This window comes from Micromonospora sp. DT81.3, assembly GCF_049847225.1.
Taxonomy (GTDB): Bacteria; Actinomycetota; Actinomycetes; order Actinomycetales; family Microbacteriaceae; genus Microbacterium.
In genome coordinates this window covers 166,356-188,674 of the sequence record NZ_JBNCNY010000006.1, presented here as the reverse complement: position 1 = coordinate 188,674, position 22,319 = coordinate 166,356, and the positions used below count along the sequence as shown (strand labels likewise).

The window sequence follows — 22,319 nt, the reverse complement described above, 5'->3', positions numbered from 1 at the left end:
GCCGCCGCCTCGTCCGCATACGAGGGCCTTGCGAAAAGCATGTATCGCTTTGCTCGCCCGAAGAAGCCGCCCTCGAGCCTGGCCGGCGCACCGGGCGTCGCCTAACCGTCCAGACGGGTCGGAATAGGGCATTTGCCCGATGGTTCCGCGGTCGCTTCGCAATAGCGTGCCGTTCAGGCGACCCGACGAGGTCGGCCGATGGTCAGCCGGCTCGGTCGGCATGGAGGGTGACATGTTCCGGATCGGAAACATCACGACGTCGCACGCCCGGGCATGGGTGGCGAATGCAGCCCACGGCCGTGACGTGCTGGCCCCGGGCGACCAACTGGAGCTGGACGTTCCCGGCGGGACGAAGGTGGAGCTGCGCCGCATCCTCGACGACGCCGTGATCGGTGTGGCGACCCTGCCCGCAACGCCCCCGCCGGCAGTCACGTGGATCTCTGCGAACGCGCCCGCGGCGCCGGCCCGAGCCGAGCTCCCGCCCCCTCTCCCCGGGATCCCGAAGCCACCGGCGGTGCTCAACGCGCGAGGCGAGCTGCCGGTGTGGCAGGACTACGTCACCGTCGCGATCAAGCAGATCCCCGCGCAGGAGGACGACCTGCTGTTCAACACCCGAGAATGCCCGATCCGGCGCGGGGTCACGATCTCCGCCTCGTTCATGATCTGGTCGCCCACCCGGGACCCGGTGCTGCGAGGCTACGACGGCGTTGAGGTCCTCGACCTCGCAGAGCTGGAGCTGGTGGCGGACCACATCGTTATCGCGGCGCCCCTGCGCTTCCCGGGCACGAATGTGACCATCCGGTGCCGCACGCTCGAGTTCCAGGCCGACGGAGCTCACAGCGGCAGCATAGACACGACGCCTCTGGACTTTCCGGTCGGGGTTCCCGCATACACGTCGACTCGCTGGTCGAACAGCCAGGATGCGGACGATCACACGACTTATCCGGGTGTGGTCGATGCAACCGGGGCGGCGGTGCGGGCACTCGCCGGCCAGGGCGGCGCGCCGGGTCAGGGTGCCGGCACAATTACGCTCGAGGTGAAGGAGATCCTGTTCCCGGTCAATCCGGGCAAGATGTTCATCGGGCACGGCGGCCGGGGCGAGGAGGGCGAGCCCGGCGGTCTCGAGCCGCGCGCCAAAGGCGACACGATGCCCGCGACGCTGACCCGCCGGGACCTCTCGGCCGCCGTCAAGACGTTCAAGGTCTCCGGCTCGGTCAGTTCGTGGCGTTGGCCGTCTGCGATGTACGGACTCACGGATCCCAACATCGGACCCACGAACGTCGGGTACGCACGTGTGCTGTTCATCGATGACGTCGGGTTCGAAGACGACGCGAACGAGTTCGTGCTCGGCACCAGCTATTGCAAGTACACGCTGGCCGGGGATGATGACCCGCCCGATGACTTCTGGAACCGCCGCGGTGACTCTGCGCACACCCCGCATCCTCCGACCTATCCGGCCGGCCCGGCGGCCTATCCAGGCGGAGCGCCGGGACGGTCGGGGGCGGGGGCGGATGTCCGCTTCAATCTGGCGACCGTGGGCCGATTCACACCGCGGATCGAGTGACTTGAGCATGCGGTCTGGATTCGGAAAGCGCAGAAGGGTGCTGTCCAGAAGAGCCGGAACCGTTGATGGCCTGGCCCGCCCGTCTCGCGGAAGATCCGTGGGTGAGGTCATGGCGCTGAACGAACTGATGCGCGTGCGAGGCGTGTTCGCGCGAGTGGACGGAGCATTCCCATGAGTAGGAGCACGAGCGCGATCTCTGCGATTCCGAGCGCGAGGTACAGGGTCTGCAGCCAAACGTATCCAGTGATCGCGAGCTCGACGAAGATCCAGATGATCATCCCGAACCCGGCGACGGTCGATGCGATGTGGCTATACGGGTGATGGCGCTGGGTGGTGATCGCAGCAAGCGTCTGCGTCCCACCGATCACAATGCCCAGGATCAGACCGGGGATCAGGTAGGACGTGAACGCGGTGCCCTTCAGGTACTCGAGTGGAACGCCGGCTCCGTCTGCGGCGACACCGAGGACTCCACCACCGACAGCGGAGATTGCACAGAAGTACGCCAAGACAATGAGTGCTCGGCGCGTCCAGCGGGTCATGGTGTGTGCACCAGTGCGTTCGCGTCTCGTCTCATCGTCACCGGGTACTCGGTGGTGGCGGTACCGATTCGCACGAGCATCTGGATCGTCTCGCCTTCGACCGCGAATTGCTCGTGAATCGCAGCATAGGCGGCGGCCATGGTGGGATACTCCTGCAGCACCCGGCTGAGGGGTTGCATCACCAGCCCTAGTGTGCGGGCGCGGAGGGAGAATTGCGCGTAGAGGATGCCCGCCTCGACCTGGTCCGTTCGGGTGTTCCCTGGGGTGCTGAGCAGCGCGTACGCCGCGGTGTGCTCCACGCCGGCGGTGGTGAGCGCGATGGCATTCTTGGCGGCGCTGTCGTCATCGTTGATTGAGGGAACGATAGTGATGAGCCCCTGTAAGAAGTACTTCATGAAGCCGCCGGTTCCCTGACCCTCGACAGCGAATCCCGAGCGCGACTCGTTCTTGGCCTGTTCGGTGCTGGAGAACACCGCATTGCTCTCCCGTGTCGCGGGGACGTATCGAGTTTCGATCAGAGTTCCTTGGCGCCCGAAGCCACCCAGGGTGGCCATGTCCTGGGCATCGCTGAGGATGGACAGGGTCGCCGGCGATGCGTCAGCGAGGGCGGTGAGCACATTGGTCTCTGCAGGAGTCAGCGGTGCCGCCGTGTACGGCGAGCGATTCGTGTCCGAGAGGAACAGCGATGCGTAGTCCTGGGTGGCCGCGGAGGGGTCTTTGACCAGAGTGACTCTGGCGACCGGCAACGCGCTCATCGAGTTCTCGAGATCGGTCTCGTCGTAGGCCCCGTCGGGAAACAGACCCAAAGACGCCGTGTATCCCAGGTGCTCGGCGGCGACCTGCAGATAGGCAAGAAACGTGCCCTCCGAGACCATTGTCTGCCGTGCAAGCGGATCGACGGCGGGGGTGAGGCGGGTGGGGTCGGTGTAGAGGTACAGCACCTCCGGATCGGCAACGTCGAGTCGCACTGTCCAGGGCTGCATGTTGTGGCCACTCGGGGCGAGCACCGCGTGGGCGACGACCTGCATCCGCGGATCACTGAACTGCTGGTAATAGGCGGTGCTCCATGGCTGGAGGTACACCGCCGGGACGAACAACCCCCCCACCGTGAGGATTGCGCCGACTCCAAGGGCGAGTAGCGCGGCCACGGACCCAAAGCTGGTGAGCACGAGGCGTCGCACGCGATGCTTCTTGACGACGGGTACGTCGCTCATCGGAGTGCCACGGCCAGCGTCGGGGCGAGGACTGCTTGGAACAGGTTCACTTCTGCCTTCCGGGGCGATCGGTGACGCGTGCTCAGCGGCGCGCCGCGGTAGTGTCGGCGGCGTCTGTCGACATCGCATCATGGGCGACGTCGATGCCCCAGGCTCGTGCGCGGGCAAGTTCTGAAGATTCCAGTTGGTTGGAGGTGTTGACCAGGAAACTCATCGGCGTGCTCACCGCTCGGAGACCGCGCCGGCGAAGGGCATGATCGATCCGGCCGGAGGCGGCACCGCTGAGAACGCGCGGGACGTTGATCCGGGTGTCGAACGCCGCTGCCATCGCGTCGGAGGCGGGCAAGCGCTCCAGCCATTCGCGAACGCCGATTCCCGAAGCGTTCTCGTCGAGGTGGAGCTCACCGCCGGAATCGGCCGCCATCTTCTGCGCCTGATCACGGGTCGGGGCGAGCGACATACCGTGCACATGGGTGGGTCCGCCGACCACGACCAGGTCGACTCCTTCGACGAGTGCGGGGGTGGCGTCGGAGACACTGAGGACGGTGACCGCCATGACCTCCGCGACGCCGTCGCCGATCGCGCTGGCGACTTCGTGAGTGTTTCCGAACAGTGATTCGTAGACCACGACAGCTCGCATGACATCTCCCTGGACCGGCGACGGCAACGACCGTCGACATTCATGCTCCTCTGGCCCCGCCCGCCGGGGTAGGGCCTTTGGTCCCGGTGCATGGAGAGCGGAGATCCACTCCGCGCTCTCGTTGCGTTAGCGCTGGTGTTAGATGTAGCTGTGGCTGACTCACGTGGCTCCGATCATCTCGACGGCGAAGTCGACGATCCCAACGCGGCTGGTCCGGAAGGTGAAGACAGCCCTCGAACGGACAGGACCCACAAGATCCTGTTTGACGCCGATCGACGAGACGATGAAGCGGATGCCCGAGACATCGCTGCGGACGAACGTGCGAAAGCCGCCGATCTTGAGGCGTTCATGGACGTCGGCGTGGACTATGCCGGTCAGGGGGAACGGCGCGCGGCCGCCCTGGATCGGGCCCACTCGAAAGGCGATCGGGAAAGGTCCGCTGACGATCGCTCCCAGCTCATCGAAGACGCCGACGCCGACGCGGAGGTGCGCCCTCCCAGTCGCCCCGGGAAGGCATAGACGCGGCCCTCGATGTCTGCGCACCTCCGGTGCCGATCGTCGACCTGTGTTGCGTGCGTAGGACCTTCGGCACTGCTCTTCCGCTGAGGCGAGGACCAAGGTGAGGGAGTGATGATCCGCAACCCCTCGCAGCCGTCGCCCCCGCTGAACGTGGTTCCCCGCGCGGCAACCGGTCAGCCACTGTCCGATGAGCCTCCGTTGTCGCGGGCGCCAGACCGTGAGGCGAGAGGCGACGGAGTGACCGCAGTGCACGAGCCGGTGGAACTTGCGGGAGGAGGGATTGCGCGACGTTGGGTCAGCCGTCACCCGCTCGTGTCCTTTTTCCTGCTCTCTTACGCGGTCTCATGGACGCTCTGGGGGATAGCCACGGTCGGCGGCGGCAGGGTCGCATTCCTTCTGGGCGGGTTCGGGCCGCTCGCGGCCGCGCTGTGCGTCACCCGCTTGACCGGTGCATCCGTGCGCGGCTGGCTGCGAACGCTCCTCGTGTGGCGAGTCAGTTTCGGGTACTACTTGATCGCGCTGCTGTTACCGGTGGCCATCTACGCGGTTATCAACCTCGTCCTGCTGGCGCTCGGCTACAGCCTCAACTTCGATTCACTCGCCGGTCTCGCGCCGGCTTACTTCGGCACGTTCCTGCTGGTCGCCACCGTCGGGGGCGGGCTCGAGGAACCCGGATGGCGGGGATTTGCTCTTCCACGACTGCAGAAGCGGCACTCGCCGGTCCTGTCCACGCTCGTGGTGGGACTCGCTTGGGGCATCTGGCACGTCCCGCTGTACGGGCCAGCAGGATTTGTCGTCCCTATGATTCTCGCCTTCTTCTACACGTGGCTCTACAACCGGACCGGCAGCATACTCATCTGCCTCCTGCTGCACGCTGCTTTCACGCCAGCCCAGAACTTCCTGACGTTCGCTCAGCCGACCAACAGCTCCAGTGGTGGTTTGGGTGACACGAGCGACCTGGTCATTCTCGGGGTCTACGTGTTAGCCGTCGTAGGGCTCACCCTCGCCACCCGCGGACGGCTTGGACTCGCAGCCGACGCGGCGCGGGACTTGCGGTCGCGCAATCTGTGGCATCGAGTGCGCCATGTCCCCCCGACGTCAAGATCCGGCAGCTCCGTCTAAGTTCCCATCTGTGAAGCGCTTTCACGCAGTGCCGGACAGTCGTCGAGCATGCGGCAGTGCCTTCCGACGGGCCTAAGGTGAGCGCATGAACCCCGCGCGCCTGGCCGCTCCACCCCTGATCGCCGGCCTGACCGCCGCCGAGGTGCAGCGGCGGATCGCTGACCGGGGAGTCCGACCCCGTCGACAAGCACCCGGGCGACCGAGTCCTGAGCGGTTCGGTCGTCGTCTCGGGCCGCGGCTCCGCGGTCGTGCAGAAGGTGGGCGCGGACTCCTACGCAAACCAGTTCGCGGAGGAGGCTAAGAAGTTCTCGCTCATGCGTTCGGAATTGAAGGACAGCATCAACCGCGTCCTGAAGTGGGTGTCGTGGGGCATAGGCCCGATCGCGCTGCTGGTCACCAACGCCCAGGTGCAGGTGCAGGGTGGCTGGCAGCAGGCCTTCTCCGACGGATCCTGGAACCAGGCCGCGGTCGACTCCATTGCCGTCATCACGGCGATGATCCCGCTCGGGCTCGTGCTGCTCACCAGCCTCGCTTTCGCGGTCGGCGCCGCACGGCTCGCCGGAGAAATGGTGCTCGTGCAGGAGCTGCCGGCGGTCGAAGGGCTGGCGCGTGTGGATGTCGTCTGCCTTGACAAGACCGGAACGCTGACGCAGGGGGACATCGCCTTCGACGCCGAACACCCGCTCGATGACCGCGGCGCGCTGGGGTGGCGCGATGCCCTGGCCTGGTTCGGGGCGGCCCCCGACGCCAACGCGACGGCGAAGAGCCTCGCGGGTGGGTTCGGGGTGTCGACTCCGCTCGCTCCTACGCGTCAGATCGCATTCTCCTCGAGACGGAAGTGGAGCGCGGTGTCGTTTTCGGGGGTCATCGACGGGACGTGGGTGCTGGGGGCGCCGACGATGATCTTCCCGGATGCCGCGGCCCGTCCTGTTCGGTGGGATGGACCGTGCGCCGCGCAGGGTCACGCATCGCTCGGAGATGCTGTGGCAGAGCTTGCGTCGACGGGCCGGCGCACGCTGCTGATCGCCCATTCCCCCACGGAGCTGGACGACGCGCACGTAGCCAACGAGTCATTCCCGGCCGAACTCGAGCCCGTCGCGCTGCTGACGCTTTCGGAACAACTGCGCCCGGACGCGGCGCAAACGTTGGGCTACTTCGCCGACCAGGGCGTCGACGTGAAGATCATCTCCGGCGACGACCCGCACACGGTAGCCGCCATCGCGCGTGAGCTCGGGCTGGATGTTCCCGAGGGCTTCGACGCTCGCATACTGCCGACCGACGAGGTCGAGCTCGGCAACGTCCTCGAACGGCAGCACGTCTTCGGTCGAGTCACTCCCGGGCAGAAGAAGGACATGGTGATCGCGTTGCAGTCCCGCGGCCACGTCGTCGCCATGACCGGGGACGGGGTGAACGATGCACTCGCGATCAAGCAGGCCGACATCGGCATCGCTATGAACTCCGGTTCTGCCGCCACCAAGGCGGTCGCGCGTCTCGTGCTGCTCGACGGCCAGTTCTCACACCTGCCCACCGTGGTCGCCGAAGGGCGGCGCGTCATCGCCAACATCGAGCGCGTGTCGATGCTCTTCCTCACCAAGACGGCATACGCCACGGGCATCGCGATTCTCTTTGGACTCCTGATCATGGAGATCCCGTTCCTTCCCCGGCAGCTCTCCATCACTGACGGGCTCACCATCGGCATCCCCGCGTTCTTCCTGGCCCTTCTCCCCAACGCACAGCGATACGTACCTGGGTTCCTCCGCCGATCACTGAGCTTCGCCATCCCCGCCGGGGTCGTCGTCGCGCTCGCGCTCACCGTGTACTCGCGCATCGCCGGCGGGAGGTGGGAGGTCCCGATCGAGGAGATCCGCACCGGGTCGACGATTCTCGTCGGAATCCTTGGCCTGTGGGTTCTCACTCTCGTCTCGCTGCCGTTGACGTGGATCAAGGCCACGATCGTCGCCGCGATGGCCGGAGGTCTCTATCTCGCCATGAACGTGCCGCTGATAGTGCAGTTCTTCGAGCTCGTCATGCCCCGACCGGAGGCGATGGCGCTTCTCCTGTGGCTGGCCGGCGCCGGCATCGTCCTCATCGGCGTCGCCCGGATCGTGCAGCAGTCGTTCCTGCGACAGGCACCAGCCCACTCGACCGTGCGCACGAAGGTTGAGCCCCCTCCGGCTCCAAGACCACGTTGACCGGCGCTCCTACATGGAGCGGCTGAACCGGCCGGCTCGTTTTTGGCAGGGTTCGATCGAAATTGCGGGACGCTCTCGTCAATGAGCCCTGGCACCAGATGACCACCCGCTAGGAAATCCGTCCACGTTGTCGCTACACGACGCTGAACCGAGCGCCCGCAAGCTGGTCGTTCTGCGGACTCGCTCAGCCCTGCGAACTGCCCGACGCGGGTGCCACATCCCCATCAGTTGAAGCTTGGTCGATCCGCTTCATCAATGCCTGGCGGCTGAGGTTGGTGCGCGAGCTCAGCGCGCTCCAGGTCTGCCCGTTGGCGCGAAGGACGTTCACGAGTTCGTCACGTTCCGCAAGGAGGTTCGCTTCCTGGCGGTGGAGGCGATCCAACTCCTTGGACAGCGAGCCAAGCCGGTTCAGAGCACCGTGCGCGCTGCCCCAACGCTTGATCAATTGACGCTCGCGCGCGGCACGGGCCTCTGCTGCACGACGGTCCTCGAGCGCGCGCTGGCGGTCCGATTCCTCCCTCGCTTGCGTCGCCTGGCGCTTGGCATCTCGACGCCCGCGAGCCATGTAACCAGGTTGTCACGCAACCCTCACTCCGACAAGGGATCGCGACGCCCCACTGGAAAGTGCCTGCGTGCATTGCGCTTTTCTCTTCTCCGTTGGTCCTGGGTTGCGACTCGTTGAGTTCGCGAGCGACGTTCTCTAGGTCAGCTGCGAGTCGTCCTTGGCTGCGAGCCTCGACGTTCGTAGGAGCAGCCGCTTCGGGGCATTTGCACGTTCGGGTTTACCGAGGCTTGAGCCGGCAACGGCAGCACACACCGCGCCGACGCGATGCGATTCGGGGGGCGGCCCGGCTGAGGACCCCCACGCGGACACCGCCAGGCGCTTCAGCCGGGTCGCGAAAAGCCCCGGGCGTGATTCTCCTGGCGGGCGTTCGGGAGCGATCGTTCAGCCGCCTCCCGGTAGGCGATCGCTCCCGAAGTTGTCGTCGTTGGTGCCGCGGAGGAGGGAAGGTCGCTGGTCGAATCCGTGACTGGTGATGCCGTAGAAGACAGGCAGCAGGAGGAAGACGACCGACGCCACCAGCGGGTGGATCAGGACGCCGGCGAGTCCGGCCGCCAAGTACAGCACCACCCCGATGAGGGCACGGGGGCGCTCGCGCGCGAAGTACGAGTCGTCCACTTCGTCCGTGGTGAGGTCTGGATGGCGCGCCAGGTGCGAGAAGAACACCAGCCATGAGAGGCACAGCAGCGCCCCGACGAGCGCGTAGAGCGCCACCGCGACGCGCTCATCCGTCAGATTCCCCGTCCTGGCGGTTTCGGCGATCACCGCGGTGGGCCAGGGCACCAGTGCAAGCGTCGCGAGGATGCCAAGGTTGGCCCATTGCAGGCCGCGGTCCATCTCGCGGATTCGCGTGAAGGCGGCCTTGTGGTTCAGCCAGATCACCGCCAGATAAATGTACGAGGCCGCGTACGCCAGATAGGTCGGCCACTCGTTCAGCAGCGCCTTCAGCAGGCCCCCGGGTTCATGTTCCGGTGGCCTGAGATCGAGGACGAGGAGCGTGATGACGATCGCGATGATGGCGTCGCTGAAAGCCACCGCGCGGCTCGGGTCCGAGCGCGTTGCGCTGCTCTTCCGCTGTCGCATGTGGTCCCCGATCCTCTCGTCGACGCCCGTCTGCGACACAGCCGATGGTCGACCTGAGAGCCAACAGCTGCCGCCGGTTCGCCGGCGGCGCCATCGACTTGCTCCAGTGGATGCGATCATGGACGCCCTCTGACGGACAGCGGAGGGACTTTACAGGCCCGCACGACCAGAGGAAAATTCGCGCGCCCCGCCCGCCCGCACGGCTCGGCACTGCGTCGTAAGGGCGGCCGAAGCAGGGTCCCGTCCCGCCCTGGAAGACGGCTTGGCCGCGGGACCGCATTGTCCTCCCATCGCCGGCGCGTGGGAACCCCCCTCCGTCGATCGAGGGGGTGCGACAACGATGACCGGACTCGATCCCGAGGGCGTCTTTGGGAGGACGTCGCCCTCTTACCTGAAGGAGGAAAGATGGGCGTGAAAACAGCGGTCGCTGTCGGGGCGGCCGGCGTTGCCGTGGGGCTGGTGACCAGGTCACTAGTCCGGAAGAAGCACGATACGGACGGGGATGGCCGGCATCCGGAGGGCTGGAAGGCGGTCACGATCCTCGGGGACGCTACGGCCTTCACCCAGAACGGCTATCCCGAACCATTGCGACGAATGGCGGACGTGCTGGAGGTCCGCCTCAAGGACGCGCCGGCCGATAAGGGATTCGAAGTGCATGCCCGCGTTCGCGACGGTGCGGATCTCAAGCCGGTCGTGGGCGACGAGGACCCGGATCAGGCTCTGCGAGCCGCGTTGCGCGACGCGAAACAGCTGTTCGAGACGGGCGAGATCCTGCGGGCGACTCCCCGGCCGCACGGCCACCGGCCGACCACGCTGCTCGGGGCGGCCGTAGACAAGGCCGAGGATGAGGCGAAGGGCGAGGGTGTGCTGTGAAGGCTCTGTGCTGGACCGGAGTGAACAAGCTCGCGGTCGAAAACGTCGATGACCCTCAGATCCTGAACGCTCAGGACATCATCGTGCGGGTCATCCTGACCACATCGTGCGGGTCCGACCTTCACCTGCTCGGCGGTTATGTGCCCACGATGCGCGCCGGAGACGTGCTGGGTCACGAGTTCCTCGGCGAGGTCGTCGAGACCGGGTCCGCCGTGACGAAGCATCAGATCGGCGACCGGGTGGTGGTGTGCTCGTTCATCAGCTGCGGAAAGTGCTGGTACTGCCGCAACGAGCTGTACTCCCTGTGCGACAACGGCAACCCCAACGCCGGCATCCCGGAAGCTCTCTGGGGTCAGGCGCCCGGAGGCTGCTACGGCTACTCCCACGCCCTGGGCGGGTGGGCCGGCAGTCACGCGGAGTACATCCGCGTGCCGTACGCCGACCAAGGCGCCTTCTCGGTACCCGAAGGCGTGAGCAACGAGCGGGCGCTGTTCGCCTCCGACGCCGCCCCCACGGGATGGATGGGCGCGGACCTGGGCGGCGTGAAACCGGGCGACACGGTCGCCGTCTGGGGGGCCGGCGGCGTCGGTCAAATGGCGGCGCGCGGCGCGATCCTGCTCGGCGCGGAACGGGTCATCGTCATCGACCGGTTCCAGGAGCGCCTCGCCCAGGTGGAGAGCGTGATCGGCGCGGAGACGATGAACTACGAGACGAGCGAGGTGCTCGCGGAGCTGCGCGAGCTCACCGGAGGCCGGGGACCGGATGTCTGCATCGAGGCCGTCGGGATGGAGGCCCACTCCGACCGGATCGACTTCGCCTACGACCAGGTCAAGCAGCAGCTGCGACTGCAGACCGACCGGCCCACCGCCGTGCGGGAGGCGATCTTCGCCGCACGCAAGGGCGGCAGTGTCTTCGTCCTCGGCGTCTTCGGCGGATTCGTCGACAAGTTCCCGCTCGGCCCGATCATGAACAAGGGACTCACGCTCCGCTCCGCGCAGCAGCACGGGCACCGCTACATCCCGATGCTGCTCGAGCGCATGGCCCGCGACGAACTCGTCACCGAGCACCTCGCAACCCACGTCATGCCGTTGGATGACGGACCCCAGGGCTACGAGATGTTCAAGGAGAAGCAGGACGGCTGCGTACGCGCCGTCTTCGCGCCCTGAGCGACGCCGGACCCACCTCTTGCACCATTCCCCGGAGAGGAGGTCGCCCCGGAGAGAACTGGAGATCACGGATGCCCGCCGCCTTGTCGCGGGCATCCCTTCATCGATCAGCAACGACGAAAGGTAAGGAAATGAGAGCTGTCGTCTACGAAGGTCCACGCAAGGTCACCGTCACCGACGTGCCCGATGCCCGCATCGAGCGGCCGACCGACGTCCTCGTTCGGATCACGACAACGAACATCTGCGGCTCGGACCTGCACATGTACGAGGGCAGGACCGACTTCGAGACCGGCCGCTGGTTCGGCCACGAGAACATGGGTCAGGTCATAGAAACCGGCGACGGAGTCGACAAGGTGAAGGTCGGCGACTACGTCGTGCTTCCGTTCAATGTGGCCTGCGGCCACTGCAAGAACTGTGAACGCGGCTACACCAACTACTGCCTCACCGCCCAGCCCAAGCAGGAGTGGGCGGGCGCCGCCTACGGCTTCGCCGACATGGGCCCGTGGGCCGGCGGCCAGGCGGAACTGCTACGCGTGCCGTGGGGCGACTTCAACTGCCTGCGATTGGGAGAGGATGCCGAGGAGAAGCAGACCGACTACGTAATGCTCGCCGACATCTTCCCGACGGGATACCACGCCACCGAACTCGCCAACGTGAAGCCCGGCGACCAGACGGTCATCTACGGGGCAGGGCCGGTGGGATGCATGGCCGCCTACTCCGCGATCCTCAAGGGCGCCGGCAAAGTCATGGTGGTCGACCGGCATCCCGACCGGCTGAAGAAGGCGGAGGAGATCGGGGCGATCCCGATCGACGACTCACGGGTCGACCCGGTCGAGGCGGTGAACGAGATGACCATGGGACTCGGGGCCGACAACGGCTGCGAATGCGTCGGCTACCAGGCACACGATCCCGACGGGAACGAGGACCCCACCCTGACGTTGAACCGCCTGGTCAAGTCGGTTCGCTTCACCGGTGAGATCGGTGTGGTCGGGGTGTTCATCCCGCAGGATCCAGGAGCCCCCGATGTACTGGCCAAACAAGGCAAAGTCGCGTTCGACTTCGGCGAGTTCTGGTTCCGCGGGCAGAAGCTCGGCAGCGGGCAGTGCCCGGTCAAGCGCTACAACCGCCAACTGCGCGACCTCATCGCAGGCGGTAAGGCGACGCCGTCCTGGATCGTGAGTCACGAACTGTCGCTCGATGAGGCACCGGAAGCCTACGAGCACTTCGACAACCGCGACGACGGTTGGACCAAAGTGGTCCTGCACCCCGATCTCGCGCTGGCGGGGTCGTGATGGCCGGCGCGCTGAACGGGCGCCGGGTCGCCATCCTGGCCGCCGACGGGGTCGAGCGGGTCGAGCTCGAGCAGCCACGGCAGGCCCTCGATCGGGAAGGCGGGGAGACGACGCTCCTCTCCATCAAGGACGGGAAGATCGCCGCACGCAACAGCGACCTGGAGGACGCCGGCACCTTCCCCGTGGACCGGCGCGTCGGCGACGCCACACCTGACGAGTTCGACGCACTCCTGCTCCCCGGCGGGACGGTCAACCCGGACAAACTCCGGATGGACCCCACCGCCATCGCGTTCGTCCGCGACTTCGTGGATTCGGGCAAACCCGTTGCCGCGATCTGCCACGGGCCGTGGACGCTCCTGGAGGCGGACCGGGTGCGCGGCCGCCGCCTGACCTCCTGGCCAAGCCTCCGCACCGACCTGCGCAACGCCGGAGCGGAGACCGTCGACGAACCGGTCGTCACCGACGGCGCCCTCACCACCAGCCGATCACCTGATGACCTCGACGCATTATGCGAACGAATCGTCCAGGAGTTCGCGAAGGAGCGGCAGCCGGCCTGAGTCCAACCGCCTGCCGACAACTCGCGCCCTGCCGCTGGGATCGCATGCCTTGCAGCGATGCCGGCGGCACGGGCGCGCACACGACCACCCAACTGAGGAGCATCATGAACGATCGGGTCCTTTCGACCCGCCGCGCCCTAATCTGCGTCGGGGCCGGTGCTCTGGCGGGCGCGATCGCGGCCTTAGCGGCTTCGCCCGCATTGGCACCCCTCGCCGGATGGTGCACTGCCGGCATCATCGCCCTCGTATGGGTATGGCGGATGCTGTGGCGGCTGGATTCACCCGGCACCCAACGAGTCGCTCGAGAGGAGTCGGACTCTCACGTGACCGACAATGCGATTGTCGCGGCGTGCATCGCAAGCATCGTCGCCGTGGTGCTCGCACTCATCGAGTCCCGCCAGCAAAGCGGAAATGCGTTGTCGGTGGCGCTCGTCATCCTGGGTGTCGCCGGCACGATGGTGGCCTGGGCGCTCGTCAACACGGTCTACGCGCTGAAGTATGCGCGCATGTACTACGTCGATCAGGGCCGCGACGGGTTCGACACCAAGGAGGAGGCGGACCCCACCTACAGCGACTTCGCCTACTTCGCCTTCACCATCGGAATGTCGTACGCCGCGCCAGAGGTCGAACCCGTCAACAGCGAAATCCGTCGCAAAGCCCTCTTCCACGCACTCCTGTCGTTCTTCTTCGGCACGGTCCTGATCGCAGTCTCCATCAACCTCGTAACGAACCTCGGACAGGGCTGAGCCGTACGCGTCGGCGCCCATCTCGCAGACCTCACTGCGGCAGGAGCTCCCGTGCGGTGACGCCGCAACGCAATCGGTGAGCGCCCCCTCTGCGGACTGTTGCAACAATCGCCAGCCGACGCCCAGGTAGGGATCCGTCAGCGGTCGCCGCATGATGACCGTCACACTGCGTACATGGTCTAATCTGCGCTGGGCAGCGGCGGTCGCATCAGGGCAGATGCGAAAGTGGACGATGGTCGCACACTGCACAGGTCCCGTCGACCACGAGCTTGTGGCCGTCGCTCGAGCAGTCCCACCCGAGTCCGGCGATGGTGCTGTGGCGGGCTGCCAGCGCCAGCCGGGCGCGCGCGCACGCACCGCAGGGCTCTGGGGTGCCGGCGGGGTGTTTCCGGCAGAAGGGGGAGTCCGCGTTACGCGTGACGTTGCGCGTCGCGTAGGCGCTTCTCTTCTCTGGACCAATTAGGGAGCCTGAGCCTACGTTCGCCGTCACGTCATTCGTCACGTCATGCGTCGGATCACGCGTAACGTCACGCGTACTCATCGGGTAGTCGGGAGGCGAGGGGGCTGCGGTCGCTACTCCAACTCGACGTCGGTCGCGGTATGCCTTCTGTCGCAGTCGTGACGACTCTCGGTAACGCTCTACTTCTGCCGCAGTCGACTGCCTCAGATCAGTCGACCAGCCGTCCAGGAAGTAGCCGTCGTCCACCCGCGTCCAAATGCCCGCTTTCTCGAGCTCGTCGAATGCGGCTTGGTCGTTGCCGTCGGGATGGAGGTACCGCGTGTAGCGAGCGGGTATCGATCCGTCGGTTCCCTGGCCGTTGCACCACATGAGGGCGCCGGCGAGGATCCGGAACGCACGATCGCTGAGGTCGTCGATGCGGATGCTTCCCAGCCACTCGGCGGGGAGCCGGGCGTCGACCACGATGTCGAATTCGGCTTGATCAGGATTCGACGCCGAAGGCCCTCAGCAGGCCGGCGCGGGGAATCATCCGACGTGGCCCGAGCTGAATGGTGGGGATCGTGCCGCGTTCCACTCCCGCCCTGATCGTTCGGTACTCGACGCCAACGAGCACAGCTGCGTCCTTGTATGTGAGTGCCAATGAGTTCTCTGACCGGTTCATGATCCGCCCCTTCCTGAGCCACCTATGTCAGCGATAGCCCACACGGTAGCACGAGTGTGAGCCATATGTGTCAAGAATGCGTCATGTCATGCCTTGTTCAGCGTTTGACGGCCTGAGATACTGGCGGCATGGTGAAGCTGGAGACGACCGACGTCAGCCCCGAGCGCATCCAGCTGGGTAACGGCGTGAGCGTCCCTCGCCGGTGGACGGGAGTTCTCCGAGGCGAGCCCGGAGTGCCAGGGGCGATCCAGGTTCAGGTGGTCTTCGATCCGAAGCTCGGGCGCAGTGCGGCGGACCTGGTGACAGTGGCTCGTGGGGGAGAGGGCGACGAGGTGACGAGCCTGACCCTCCGCGAGGTGCGCGTGCAGGCTGTGCTGCAGGCCACGGGCCTCATGGTTTCCACGGTCGCCGATGGGTCCGATTCCGCACCGTCGGGGGCGGCGTACCTTGATCGGATGCGGAAGCGAACGGGCCGGACGGCCGAGCAGAATGTGGCGGATGCAGCGACCACGTATCGCCTCGCCGTTGCGGTCAACTTGCCGCCACTTAAGGCGGTCGCCGATTGCCTAGGCGTGAGTCAGAGCACGGCGACGCGTCTGATGAACCGTGCGCGCGTTGACGGCCTTGCCGCGGGGCTACGGCTTCCCGACGCGGACGCGACGGGCCCGGTCACCGATAGGGCTGCCGCGAGCGGACCGTCCATCCACTGAAGGGCGAGTCATGGCTCGACGTGTCAACCACGAGGGAACGGTCTCGCCCTACGCCACACCGTCCGACGAGACGCGGTTCCGCATCGCCTACTGGGTCGTTCGACCGGATGGAGAGTTTGTTCGTCGGTTCCGCCGCGGATTTGAGACGGAGCGCGAGGCGCGGGAAGCACTGGCCGAGGTGCAGGTCGACATCCGGCGGGGGAGTCACGTGGAGGTCACGCGCGAGACTTTGAACGTCTACGCGCAGAAGTACTTCGACGGTCTCCGCGTGCGTGCGACAACGCTCGCCGGGTACCGGAAGCACTACCGCGTGCACGTCGAGGCCAGCCCGCTCGGCCGTACGCCTCTGAGCGACATCACGAAGGATCAGCTCAACCGCTACTACCGACAGCTCGAGAGGAACGGCCGGAAGGACCGCGGACACGTCGGCGATCCGCTGGGGCCGGCCACCGTCCGCCACGTGCACGTCCTCGTCTCGCAAGTCCTGCAGCATGCGCTCGAGGATGGATTGATCCGGCTGAACCCCGCTAAGCGGGCGTCTCCGCCGACGAAGATCGAGGCGGCGCCACCCGAGATGATGACGTGGTCTGCGGAGGACGCACGACTGTTCCTGGAGTGGTCCGAGTCCACCGGCGACTATCTGTGGCTGGCCTGGCTCACCTTGCTCGGTACTGGAATGCGCCGCGGGGAGATCCTCGGCTTGCGCTGGAAGGACGTAGACCTCGAGAACAACGTGATCACGATCGCTCGCGCGATGTCGTACGTGAAGGAAGCCGGGAAGAAGCCGATCATCGACTTCAGGCAGACCAAGAGTGGCCGGGTGCGGAACGTTGACATCGACACTCGGCTGGCGGAGGCGTTGCGGACCAAGCGGGATCTGCTGCGTGCTGTCGAGCCGGAGCTCGCGCGGGGCGAGCAGCTGATCTTCTGCAACCGCTATGGGCGGCCGCACAACCCGACGCAGTTCTCGAGGCAGTGGCGTGAGCGGGTCAACAAAGCCGGAGACGCGCATCCCGACCTCGACCGGCTGCATCTTCACGAGTTGCGGCACACGCACGCCACTCTGCTGCTGCGTGCCGGCGTCCACCCGAAGATCGTCTCCGAGCAGCTTGGCCATGCCGACATCCAGACCACGCTCAACACGTACTCGCACGCGGTGCGTACCCTGCAACGTGGTGCCGCCGATCTGGTTGGCCAGCTGCTCGCGCCGACGCCCGCCGGTGGGACGGCCCTGACGGCGACCTAAGACCCTAGGCAGTTATCGCCTGCTCCGACATCCGCCGAACCAGCGACCGAGTGGGGTGGAGTTCCGGGACGTGGAATACCGCAGGCCCGGAGCGAAGCGGAGGGCCGAGGCTATGCCGCGAAAGCCTGGAACGCAGCCACGCTCGATCGCTACACTTTCGGCTCGGAGAAGGCGCGCTCTCATGCGACACGGTCGTGGCATGTCCGAAAACCGCTAGCGCCTGTTGTGTCATGACGCCGCCATGTCGCAACAGGCTCGCTTCCAGCCCGCATGAAAACGCGGAAAACGGGCCTCTCAGAGGGCCGAAATCGGCCTTAACTGTGCCAGTAGGTGTGCCACGCAATTCGAAGTCGCGCGCGATCCCTTGCAGACACTGGGATCGGGGGAGCGGAGGATAGGGGATTCGAACCCCTGAGAGCTTTCACTCAACACGCTTTCCAAGCGTGCGCCATAGGCCACTAGGCGAATCCTCCACGGCTCAAAGAGCCTCCGTCATCCTATCTCGATGCGGCGGGGGTCATCGAACCATCGGCGTAGACCGAGCCGGGGCGGATGAGGAGTGAGCGAGGTGCGGCGATCGCGAGCAGGCGGTGACGACCGTCGGCCGCCGTCATCATTCCGACGCGGGCGGCGATGGCGGCATCCGCGAGCTGCGGACCGTGGCCGAACTGGTGATTGCCGTTGCGCGCGTAGCTCGATCGCTCGATGCCCTCGACGAGTGCGGCGACGGCATCCGGCGGTGCGCCGTGTGCGCTCACCAGCCGTTTCCCGAGCGCGCGCGGACTCTCGCTCGCCGGAACCGCGATGCCCATGTCGAGCGCGGTCTCCTGCAGCTCCCGCCACGCGGCGCCGGCGTCACCGGCGCGCGCCGCGGCGATCTGGGTGCGCCTGCGCACCTCGCGGAACACTCCGGGGACGGCCAGCAGCAGGGCGATGACGAGCGCGGCGGCGAGAATCGGCAGTGGATCGAACGGGGCCGCCTCGACGCCCGAGGAGCCGACCAGCGGCGGACCGCCCGGCTCGCCGGGAGGGATCGATGAGGTGGGCGCGGGGGTGGCGCCGTCCGCGTTCTGGGGCTCGACGTCGGTGCCGTCGGGCGTCACCGGTACGGATGCCGGGGCGAAGGTGGTCGGGACCCCCAGCCCGGTCGTCGGCTCGAAGGGCACCCAGCCGATTCCCTCGAAGTGCACCTCCGGCCATGCGTGCAGCTGCGAGCTCATGACGGAGAACACGGTCTCGCCGTCGACCGATTCTCCCGTCGATGTGCCGGGCAGGTATCCGACGACGACACGCGAGGGCATCTCGAGCACGCGCGCCATCAGGGCGAAGGTCGATGCGAAGTGGACGCAGTATCCGGACTTCACTTCGAGGAACTCCGCCATCGCCTGCAGCCCCGTGCCGTCGAACGAGTCGTCGACGGGCGCGTCGAGGGAGTACGTGAACTCGCCGCCGCGGAACCAGCGCTGCAGGGCGACGAGCGCGTCGTAGTCGGTGGTGGTGCCCGCGGTCACTTGGCGGGCGAGGTCGACGACGATGGCCGGCACCTGCGCGGGGACGGATTTGGTGTGATCCGGTGCGATGCCCAGCCCCGCCTCGGCGCCACGGACCTGCTCGAGCGTCGGGCGCGGGAGATGCGTCACGACCTCGTAGGTCTGCCTGTTCGACGCGAACTCCTCGCTGACGACGGTGCGGTTCTCCATCATCGCCGCCCAGGTGCCCTCGAGCCCGTCGACCTGGACCGCCGGATACGAGATGGGCAGCCAGCGACTGGTCAGGTCGACGATCTCGACGGAGGTCGTGTACTCGGTGACCCGCACGTCATCGTTCACGTCGACTTCTTCGAGCCCGTCTTCCAGCGGCGTCGTGCCGCCGACGTCGGGAAGCCAGACGCGTCCGGTGAACTCCGACAGCGTCGCGGCACGCAGATAGGGGGTGGTGGAGGCGTCGGTGCGCACACGCAGCACCTCCGATTCCCTGGGCTGGCGCAGATCGCTGCCCAGCTCGAGCGATGGATCGATGGAATTGCCGCGCGGCGCGAAGCCGGCACCCGGCTGCGCCTCCGCCACCGGAAGCAGCGGCGTGGCCGCTATGGCGACGACGACCGCGATCGCGCCGATGCCGGATGCGACGGCCGAGACGCCGCTCGGGGCGGTGCTCGACTGCACGCGACCGGCCTCCCGCGTGCGCGTCTCCGCGCGCAGCAGGAACAGGATGCCGGCGGCCAGCAGGACGAATGACGTGACCTCCACCTCACCGGGCACGGCGATCGCCGGAATGAGCGAGACGGCGATCAGCCCGACGGCCGCGAGCAGCGGCATCCGCGCGGTGAGCACGACGTGATCGATGACCATCGCGAGCACGCCGACGGCCGCGATGGTCATGAACGAGAGCGGTACGCCGGCGGCCAGCGGGGCCGCTCCGAGCGCGATCTCCTGCGCCGCCGCCTCGAGCAGCGGAGGAACGCTGCGGAAGGTCGCCGGCGTCGGGATCACGCCGAGCAGAGCGGTGCTGCGCCCGAACATGAGCGTGAGCAGCACGAGCCAGACTCCGGCCTCGATGAGCGTCACGGCGACAGCGGGCAGAGCGAACCGACGTGCGACGTACCCCGCGGCGAAGATGAGCGCCACCATCAGCAGCGTCCCCGCGAACCACCATCCCGGCGCCACGACGCGCAGCAGAGGGATGAGCGCGGCGAGCAGGGTGAGAGCGGCGCCGATCGTCAGGGCGACGTCGGGTCCGCGGCGCACCGGGGCGACGGCCTCACGCGAAGACACGGTTCGACCCCCGTCCGACTCGAGACCAGACGTTGGCGAGATCTCCGTCTGCCTCGAGCTCGGCGCAGCGCCAGCCGGCTTCGGTGGCCCGCTCGAGCGCTCCCGCGCGCGGTGCGGCCGCGAGCAGGATCGGAAGCGTCGAGTGGTGCGCCAGCGGCGCGAGGGCCTCGGCGTCCTGGGGGTCCAGCCGCCCGACGATCAAGATGACGGGACCGGTCGTCACGCCGGCGAACAGCGCCGTCAGCCGGGCCAGGTGATCGTCGCGGCGTGCGGTGACCGTCGCGAAGCGGGCGAGCAGCGTGTCGATGTCCGCATCCCCGTCGAGCGGATCGGAGAGCGCGGTGCCGTCGCTGTCGATCACCTCGACGGTGTAGCCCTCCTTGGCGAGCCGCGCGGTCACCGACACGCAGGCCGAGACGGCCGCTTCGAACGCCGGATCGGTGCCCGGTGCCCGCAGGGCGTCGTTCGACCACCGGAGCACCCCGCGGTCGAGCACGACGGTCGCCTCCGGCGTCGACTCCTGCTCCTCCTGGCGGACCATGAGCTGATCGCGGTGCGCGGTCGCACGCCAGTGGATGCGGCGCATGGAATCGCCGGGTGCATACGGCCGCGCGATGAGGTTGTCCGCGCCCTGCCCGAGCTGGGTGGTCGCGGAGTGCAGTGAACCGCCGACCTCTCCCGCCGCGCTGGAGAGCGGCGGCAGCTCGGCGACCGAGGGGACGATCGTGACCGGCGTGCGGCTGCCGAGAACGAGCCGGCGCCGCGCGAAGCCGAAGGGGTCGGTCGAGGTGATCGTCAGGGGGCCGATCGCGTGGACGCCGCGGGACACCCCGGTGATCCGGTACGAGAGCTCTACGGAGCGCTCCCCGCCGCTCAGTCCGGATGAAAGTGCGGGGAAGGTGCCGTGCGCTTCGCCCGAGAGGGCCTTCGGCAGCCCATCGGACCAGAGCCCCGGCGGAACGGGCAGGGCCGAGCGCAGGCCGGCGGAGGCGGTCACGGTGGACTCCCGGCCGACGGTCGCGACATCCGTCGACAGGGCGCGGGTGACGCTCGCGCCCCGCTTCATCGAATACAGGGATGCGACGCTCACGCCGACGACGACGAAGAGCAGCAGCGCGAAGTACGTCAGCACAGGGAGGGCGAGTTCGCCGGCGAGGATGAAGCACGCGATGCCCAGCACGACGGCTCCGGTTCCCCGGATCGTGAGGGGCCAGATGTGTCTCATGGCCGTGCGGCGAGTGGCACGCGGACGGTTGCGGCGATCCGCTCGAGGATGGCGGGCACGGTGTCTCCCGCTCCGCGGGCCCGCGAGCCGACCGCCGCGCGGGTGGGAATGAGGCGGTGCGAGAAGACGGGGATGAGCAGCGCGGCGATGTCATCGGGGATGACGAAGGCGCGGCCGTCCAGTGCCGCCCACACCTTGGCGGCGCGGACCAGCTGCAGCGTCGCCCGTGGGCTCGCCCCGAGCCGGAGGTCCGGATGCGTCCTGGTCGCCTGCGAAAGGGCGACGGCGTAGTCCTCGATCGCGGGGGAGACGTGCACCGCCCGGGCGTGGGCGATCAGGTCCGACACGACGGCGGCCGTGACCACCGGCTCCACCTGCTCGAGGGGGTTGACGGTGTCCCGCTGCCGAAGCATGAGGGCCTCGCTCCGAGCATCCGGGTAGCCCATCGAGATGCGCATCATGAAGCGATCGCGCTGCGCCTCGGGGAGGGCGTACGTCCCCTCCATCTCGAGCGGGTTCTGGGTCGCCACGACGAGGAAAGGCTCCGGCAGCAGGTGCGTCTGGCCGTCGACCGTGACCTGACCCTCCTCCATGGCCTCGAGCAGCGCCGACTGGGTCTTGGGGGATGAGCGGTTGATCTCGTCGGCGATCACGATGTGCGCGAAGATCGCGCCGGCCTTGAACTCGAACTCGCGATCAACGGGATTGAACACACTGACCCCGGTGACGTCTCCCGGCAGCAGGTCGGGCGTGAACTGGATGCGACGAACGGTGGCGTCGATGGTTGCGGCGAGGGCGCGGGCGAGCATGGTCTTGCCGACGCCCGGCACGTCTTCGATGAGCAGGTGGCCCTCGGCGAGGAGGGTGACGACCGCGCTGCGCACGGCCTCCGGCTTGCCGTCGATCACCTTGCCGATGGAGTCGAGGATGCCGCTGATCGCGCGCTCGAAACGCTGACCGTTCATCTCCCCGGGCGACATGAGAGTCGCGGTCGTCCCTGAAGCGGGAGCCGCCGCATCCGTCATCGCGGCCTGCTTCATGCGACCCCCTCGCATCCGTCGTGAAGGGCGACCTCGCCCCAGTTCTTCGATCGTATCCCGCGCGGGACGAGTCGGCTCCTGGGAAGTGCCTGATCCCGTATGGGTGCGGGAGCGGATTCGAATGTCCCGTCGGC

The 22,319-nt window shown here is 67.2% G+C and carries 21 protein-coding genes and 1 tRNA gene; 10 read left to right on the top strand and 12 right to left on the bottom strand.

From position 1 onward, the window contains the following. The first annotated feature begins 232 nt into the window (after nt 1-232). Nucleotides 233-1,564, top strand: coding sequence for a hypothetical protein (locus ACPW96_RS15005; protein WP_425884034.1), 1,332 nt, complete (start codon nt 233-235; stop codon nt 1,562-1,564). Between the two features lie 107 nt (nt 1,565-1,671). On the opposite strand, the gene ACPW96_RS15000 is transcribed toward ACPW96_RS15005, so the two are convergent. From ACPW96_RS15000 to ACPW96_RS14985, 4 genes are all read right to left on the bottom strand, one after another. Next, the gene (locus ACPW96_RS15000; RefSeq protein ID WP_425884033.1) at nt 1,672-2,103 is read right to left on the bottom strand and encodes a hypothetical protein; all 432 of its coding nucleotides are present in this window, start codon (nt 2,101-2,103) and stop codon (nt 1,672-1,674) included. Then, a complete protein-coding gene (locus ACPW96_RS14995) occupies nt 2,100-3,317 on the bottom strand; it encodes an Acg family FMN-binding oxidoreductase (RefSeq protein WP_425884031.1) in 1,218 nt (405 codons plus the stop codon). The genes ACPW96_RS15000 and ACPW96_RS14995 overlap by 4 nt, the downstream gene beginning before the upstream one ends. An 82-nt stretch (nt 3,318-3,399) precedes the next feature. Next, entirely contained in the window at nt 3,400-3,957 is a 558-nt protein-coding gene (locus ACPW96_RS14990; protein ID WP_425884030.1) for a flavodoxin family protein, read from the bottom strand. A 159-nt stretch (nt 3,958-4,116) separates the two neighbouring features. After that, complete coding sequence (locus ACPW96_RS14985) at nt 4,117-4,371, bottom strand: hypothetical protein (RefSeq protein ID WP_425884029.1); 255 nt, start codon at nt 4,369-4,371, stop codon at nt 4,117-4,119. Between the two features lie 342 nt (nt 4,372-4,713). Between ACPW96_RS14985 and ACPW96_RS14980 the strand changes: the two genes are divergently transcribed. Both ACPW96_RS14980 and ACPW96_RS14975 read left to right on the top strand, forming a co-directional pair. Continuing rightward, nucleotides 4,714-5,598 carry a CPBP family intramembrane glutamic endopeptidase gene (locus ACPW96_RS14980; protein ID WP_425884027.1) on the top strand — a complete coding sequence of 295 codons (885 nt, stop codon included), beginning with the start codon at nt 4,714-4,716 and terminating at the stop codon, nt 5,596-5,598. Between the two features lie 158 nt (nt 5,599-5,756). Continuing rightward, nucleotides 5,757-7,790, top strand: coding sequence for an HAD-IC family P-type ATPase (locus ACPW96_RS14975; protein WP_425884214.1), 2,034 nt, complete (start codon nt 5,757-5,759; stop codon nt 7,788-7,790). Between the two features lie 184 nt (nt 7,791-7,974). On the opposite strand, the gene ACPW96_RS14970 is transcribed toward ACPW96_RS14975, so the two are convergent. Together ACPW96_RS14970 and ACPW96_RS14965 are read right to left on the bottom strand one after the other, a co-directional pair. Beyond that, complete coding sequence (locus ACPW96_RS14970) at nt 7,975-8,355, bottom strand: hypothetical protein (protein ID WP_425884025.1); 381 nt, start codon at nt 8,353-8,355, stop codon at nt 7,975-7,977. A gap of 381 nt (nt 8,356-8,736) precedes the next feature. Further along, nucleotides 8,737-9,435, bottom strand: coding sequence for a TMEM175 family protein (locus tag ACPW96_RS14965; protein WP_425884023.1), 699 nt, complete (start codon nt 9,433-9,435; stop codon nt 8,737-8,739). 405 nt (nt 9,436-9,840) lie between these two features. Between ACPW96_RS14965 and ACPW96_RS14960 the strand changes: the two genes are divergently transcribed. The 5 genes from ACPW96_RS14960 to ACPW96_RS14940 all read left to right on the top strand — a co-directional run bounded on the left by ACPW96_RS14960 (nt 9,841) and on the right by ACPW96_RS14940 (nt 14,069). Further along, nucleotides 9,841-10,308, top strand: coding sequence for a hypothetical protein (locus tag ACPW96_RS14960; RefSeq protein ID WP_425884021.1), 468 nt, complete (start codon nt 9,841-9,843; stop codon nt 10,306-10,308). Further along, on the top strand, nt 10,305-11,474 hold the full coding sequence (locus ACPW96_RS14955; protein WP_425884020.1) for a zinc-dependent alcohol dehydrogenase: 1,170 nt from the start codon (nt 10,305-10,307) through the stop codon (nt 11,472-11,474). The genes ACPW96_RS14960 and ACPW96_RS14955 overlap by 4 nt, the downstream gene beginning before the upstream one ends. A 131-nt stretch (nt 11,475-11,605) precedes the next feature. After that, entirely contained in the window at nt 11,606-12,766 is a 1,161-nt protein-coding gene (locus ACPW96_RS14950; RefSeq protein WP_425884018.1) for a glutathione-independent formaldehyde dehydrogenase, read from the top strand. Next, nucleotides 12,766-13,323 (top strand): type 1 glutamine amidotransferase domain-containing protein, encoded by a 558-nt coding sequence (locus tag ACPW96_RS14945; protein ID WP_425884017.1) that lies wholly within the window; start codon nt 12,766-12,768, stop codon nt 13,321-13,323. The genes ACPW96_RS14950 and ACPW96_RS14945 overlap by 1 nt, the downstream gene beginning before the upstream one ends. 104 nt (nt 13,324-13,427) lie before the next feature. Further along, entirely contained in the window at nt 13,428-14,069 is a 642-nt protein-coding gene (locus ACPW96_RS14940) for a DUF1345 domain-containing protein (protein ID WP_425884015.1), read from the top strand. Nucleotides 14,070-14,277: 208 nt separating this feature from the next. On the opposite strand, the gene ACPW96_RS14935 is transcribed toward ACPW96_RS14940, so the two are convergent. After that, the gene (locus ACPW96_RS14935) at nt 14,278-14,991 is read right to left on the bottom strand and encodes a hypothetical protein (protein ID WP_425884014.1); all 714 of its coding nucleotides are present in this window, start codon (nt 14,989-14,991) and stop codon (nt 14,278-14,280) included. 19 nt (nt 14,992-15,010) lie between these two features. Further along, nucleotides 15,011-15,190 carry an excisionase family DNA-binding protein gene (locus tag ACPW96_RS14930; RefSeq protein WP_425884013.1) on the bottom strand — a complete coding sequence of 60 codons (180 nt, stop codon included), beginning with the start codon at nt 15,188-15,190 and terminating at the stop codon, nt 15,011-15,013. A gap of 128 nt (nt 15,191-15,318) precedes the next feature. Here ACPW96_RS14930 and ACPW96_RS14925 point away from each other — a divergent pair, with 128 nt between their 5' ends. After that, a complete protein-coding gene (locus ACPW96_RS14925) occupies nt 15,319-15,900 on the top strand; it encodes a hypothetical protein (protein ID WP_425884012.1) in 582 nt (193 codons plus the stop codon). 10 nt (nt 15,901-15,910) lie between these two features. Then, nucleotides 15,911-17,146, top strand: a complete 1,236-nt coding sequence (locus tag ACPW96_RS14920) for a tyrosine-type recombinase/integrase (RefSeq protein ID WP_425884010.1) — start codon at nt 15,911-15,913, stop codon at nt 17,144-17,146. Between the two features lie 388 nt (nt 17,147-17,534). On the opposite strand, the gene ACPW96_RS14915 is transcribed toward ACPW96_RS14920, so the two are convergent. From ACPW96_RS14915 to ACPW96_RS14900, 4 genes are all read right to left on the bottom strand, one after another. After that, nucleotides 17,535-17,619, bottom strand: a tRNA-Ser gene (locus tag ACPW96_RS14915). Nucleotides 17,620-17,643: 24 nt separating this feature from the next. Next, the gene (locus ACPW96_RS14910) at nt 17,644-19,920 is read right to left on the bottom strand and encodes a transglutaminaseTgpA domain-containing protein (protein WP_425884008.1); all 2,277 of its coding nucleotides are present in this window, start codon (nt 19,918-19,920) and stop codon (nt 17,644-17,646) included. Next, nucleotides 19,907-21,145: a DUF58 domain-containing protein gene (locus tag ACPW96_RS14905; protein WP_425820787.1), complete on the bottom strand. Its 1,239-nt coding sequence runs from the start codon at nt 21,143-21,145 to the stop codon at nt 19,907-19,909. The genes ACPW96_RS14910 and ACPW96_RS14905 overlap by 14 nt, the downstream gene beginning before the upstream one ends. Further along, a complete protein-coding gene (locus tag ACPW96_RS14900) occupies nt 21,142-22,125 on the bottom strand; it encodes an AAA family ATPase (RefSeq protein ID WP_425821064.1) in 984 nt (327 codons plus the stop codon). Before ACPW96_RS14900 ends, ACPW96_RS14905 begins: the two co-directional genes overlap by 4 nt. Nucleotides 22,126-22,319 lie beyond the last annotated feature (194 nt).